We start from the raw sequence: 3,229 nt of genomic DNA on the forward strand, positions 1-3,229 counted from the left end.
GCCTTGGGGCCGATCTTGCTGAAGTCGATTTTTTCAAACAATCCTTCATCGCAACCGCGCTGCACATCGGGCGCTTCGACCTCGACCACATCCCAGGTGACTTTTTTCGTCTCGACCATGGCTTTGATCTTGGCCTGCTCGCCGTTGTATTCCACGGCAACAACTTTGGTACCTGCTTTTTCGAAGGGCTCGTAGTAGGCCTTTTTCTGCGCATTGGCATTGGCGCCGCCGAAGTTGACGACAGTGATCTGCTGCTGCGCGAACGCGGGTACGGCCAGGCACGAAGCCATGGCAAGGGCAATGATGTTTTTCTTCATGGTGCTATTTCCTCGGTGGTTGATAAAGGCAGAAGGGAACGTTGAAAATGGTGAAAAGAGAAAGCGGTTACACCGCATAAATCCGCGTAAATTCGGGCGGAAATTCGAGGTGCACCGCTTCGCCCGGTTGCGGCGGCGGCTGGCCGTTCAACAGGGTGAGCGGCAGCTTGACTGTCGCTTCCGGCTGGCCGGCGCCGATGTCGCACAACAGCCGCAGGTGGTCGCCGAAATAGATGATGCGAGCCACGCGGGCCGGTAGCACGCCGGCAGATGAAGCCGGTACCTGGCGGTGCAGCACAATGCGCTCCGGCCGGATATAGGCTTCGACCTGCGCGCCATCAGCCGCCTGATTCACGTTGGTGCCGCCCAGAACGCGGCCATCCGGCAATTCGATGCCTGTGGCATTTCCCTTGCCTTTGAGTACCGTGCTGTCTCCGACGAAACCGGCAACAAAACGGTTGGAGGGCGTTTCATACAGCGCCTCTACAGGCGCCAGCTGCTGGATCGCGCCGTCGTTGAAAACAGCTACTCGGTCGCTCATCGTCAAGGCTTCCCCCTGGTCGTGCGTGACATAGACAAACGTGACGCCTAGCTGCTTGTGCAACTCCTTCAGCTCGATCTGCATGTGCTCGCGCAGCTGCTTGTCGAGTGCGCCCAGCGGTTCGTCCATCAACACCAGCTGGGGCTCGAACACCAGGGCCCGTGCCAGGGCAACGCGCTGCTGCTGGCCACCCGACAGCTGCCCGGGCAGGCGGTCCGACATGCCCGACAGGCGAACCATATCGAGCGCACGCTGTACGCGGCTGGCCTGGTCGCTTTTTGACACCTTGCGCACCGTGAGCGGATAGGCCACGTTCTGGCCCACCGTGAGATGCGGAAACAGCGCATAGTTCTGGAACACCATGCCGAAGTTGCGTTTGTGCGGCGGTGTGCCGGTGATTTGCGAGCCGTTGAGGAAAATTTCCCCGGCGGTCGGCGACTCAAAGCCGGCCAGCATCATCAGCGTGGTGGTTTTCCCCGAGCCGGAGGGGCCGAGCAGGCTCAGGAATTCCCCGCGATGAATGTCGAGGTCGAGTTGCTGCACGACAAGCTGTTCGCCGTCATAGGTTTTCTGCACGCCTGAGAAGCGCACAAGGACATCGTTATCAGTCATCGTTTTTCCTGAGCTGTCCACGGAGATCAGCGCGATGCGGCGAGGCTGTCGGCCAGGATTTGCAGGCCCTCGTCCAGCAAGGCGTCTGACGCCGTGAGGGGAACCAGAATCCTGATCACGTTACCGTAGGTGCCGCATGAGAGCAATATCAATCCGCGCCGGGCGGCTTCGGCCACCACGCGTTTGGTCAGCGCCGCATCGGGACGGGCTGGGTTGCCGTTTTCAAAAAGCTCTATGGCCACCATGGCGCCAAGGCCCCGCACGTCGCCGATAGAGGTTTCTTTTTTCGCAATGGCGTGCAGGCCTTTGACCAGATGGGCGCCCAGCGTTTTGCTGCGCGCCAGGAGTTTTTCTTTCTCAAAGGCCTTGAGCACGGCCAGCGCTGCCGCACAACCGATGGGGCTGCCGGCGTAGGTGCCGCCCAGGCCGCCCGGGCCGGGTGCATCCATGACCTCGGCGCGGCCGACCAGGCCTGATATGGGAAAGCCACCCGCCATGGACTTGGCGATGGCGATCAGGTCGGGCGCCACGGGCCACTGTTCACTGGCATACCAGGTGCCTGTGCGCCCGGCGCCGGTCTGGACTTCGTCTGCGATCAGCAAAATGCCGTGCCGGTCGGCAAGCGCCTTCAGGCGGCTGATGAACTCCGGCGGAGCGATGTAGAAACCCCCCTCACCCTGCACCGGTTCGATGATGAAGGCTGCCACGCGCTCGGGTTCGACGTCGTTTTTGAGAATCTGTTCAACCGAGTGCAACGCCTGGTCGATGCTCACGCCGTGCAGCGCGTTGGGGTATTCGGCATGGAACACTTCGCCGGGAAAGGGGCCGAACCCCAGCTTGTAGGGCGCCACCTTGCCGGTCATGCCCAGTGTCATGTTGGTCCGGCCGTGGTAGCCGCCGGTAAAGGCAATGATGCCGGGGCGCTTGGTGTAAGACCGCGCCACCTTGACCGCGTTCTCGACCGCTTCGGCGCCTGTGGTCAGCAGCAGGGTCTTTTTGGCGAAATTTCCGGGTGCCAGTGCATTGAGCTTCTCGGCCAGTTCAACGTAAGGCTCATAAGCGACGACCTGAAAGCAGGTGTGCGTGTAGAGGTCGAGCTGGGCCTTGACGGCGGCAATGACTTCGGTATGCAGGTGGCCGGTGTTGAGCACGGCGATGCCGCCGGCGAAGTCGATATAGCGGCGGCCTTCAACGTCCCATAGTTCGGCGTTTTTTGCCCGGCTAACGAAAATTTCGTGGGCTTGGCCTACGCCGCGTGTCACGGCGGCTTGGCGGCGGGCCATCAGGGCGGCGTTGCTGGAAGTCTGGTTTGGCTGCATGGTGAAGGTGATTTCTGGAATTCTGGATTGAGGAAGGAGATGAGCGGACTTTAGAAGTCGGGGCAAGGGCCGTCCATGTACACCGCCGCGCTGTTTTCGACACACTGTGCGGGTCTAGAATCCTGTACATGGATTCCCCAACCCGGTGCATGGGCATTGCGATGCACAATCTGCCCTTTTTGGTTTTTTGATGCTCACACTTCGCCCGGAACTGCAGACCCCCCTGGTGAGCCAGATCGTTGACGGCCTGCGCGGGATGATTGCCGGGCAAGCGCTGAAACCGGGCGTCAAGCTGCCGTCCATCCGCGGTTTTGCCGCCATGCACGGCGTCAGCGTCTTCACGGTGGTAGAGGCGTACGACCGCCTTGTGGCCCAGGGGTGGCTCGTTTCCCGGGCCAATGCCGGGTTTTTCGTCAAGCGCAGGGGCGATGATGGTGCAT

Annotated in this window: 4 protein-coding genes; 1 reads left to right on the top strand and 3 read right to left on the bottom strand. The window is 61.1% G+C overall.

Annotation, left to right across the window (positions count from 1 at the left end; all coding sequences use genetic code 11):
- The 3 genes from AC1DWI_RS17450 to gabT all read right to left on the bottom strand — a co-directional run.
- On the bottom strand, window positions 1–317 hold a 317-nt coding region (locus tag AC1DWI_RS17450; RefSeq protein WP_477725308.1), incomplete at its 3' end, for an extracellular solute-binding protein.
- Window positions 318–384: 67 nt separating this feature from the next.
- A complete protein-coding gene (locus tag AC1DWI_RS17455) occupies window positions 385–1,470 on the bottom strand; it encodes an ABC transporter ATP-binding protein (protein ID WP_477667815.1) in 1,086 nt (361 codons plus the stop codon).
- A gap of 26 nt (window positions 1,471–1,496) precedes the next feature.
- Window positions 1,497–2,789, bottom strand: a complete 1,293-nt coding sequence (gene gabT / locus AC1DWI_RS17460; protein ID WP_477667814.1) for a 4-aminobutyrate--2-oxoglutarate transaminase — start codon at window positions 2,787–2,789, stop codon at window positions 1,497–1,499.
- Window positions 2,790–2,979: 190 nt separating this feature from the next.
- On the opposite strand from gabT, the gene AC1DWI_RS17465 reads away from it, so the two are divergent.
- On the top strand, window positions 2,980–3,229 hold a 250-nt coding region (locus tag AC1DWI_RS17465; protein WP_477725309.1), incomplete at its 3' end, for a GntR family transcriptional regulator.

It is taken from the genome of Polaromonas sp. P3_C2, assembly GCF_056402675.1.

Bases quoted from the DNA above. Each gene is read 5' to 3' on its own strand.
- AC1DWI_RS17455 (WP_477667815.1), bottom strand. From the start codon at position 1,470: ATGACTGATAACGATGTCCTTGTGCGCTTCTCAGGCGTGCAGAAAACC.
- gabT (WP_477667814.1), bottom strand. From the start codon at position 2,789: ATGCAGCCAAACCAGACTTCCAGCAACGCCGCCCTGATGGCCCGCCGC.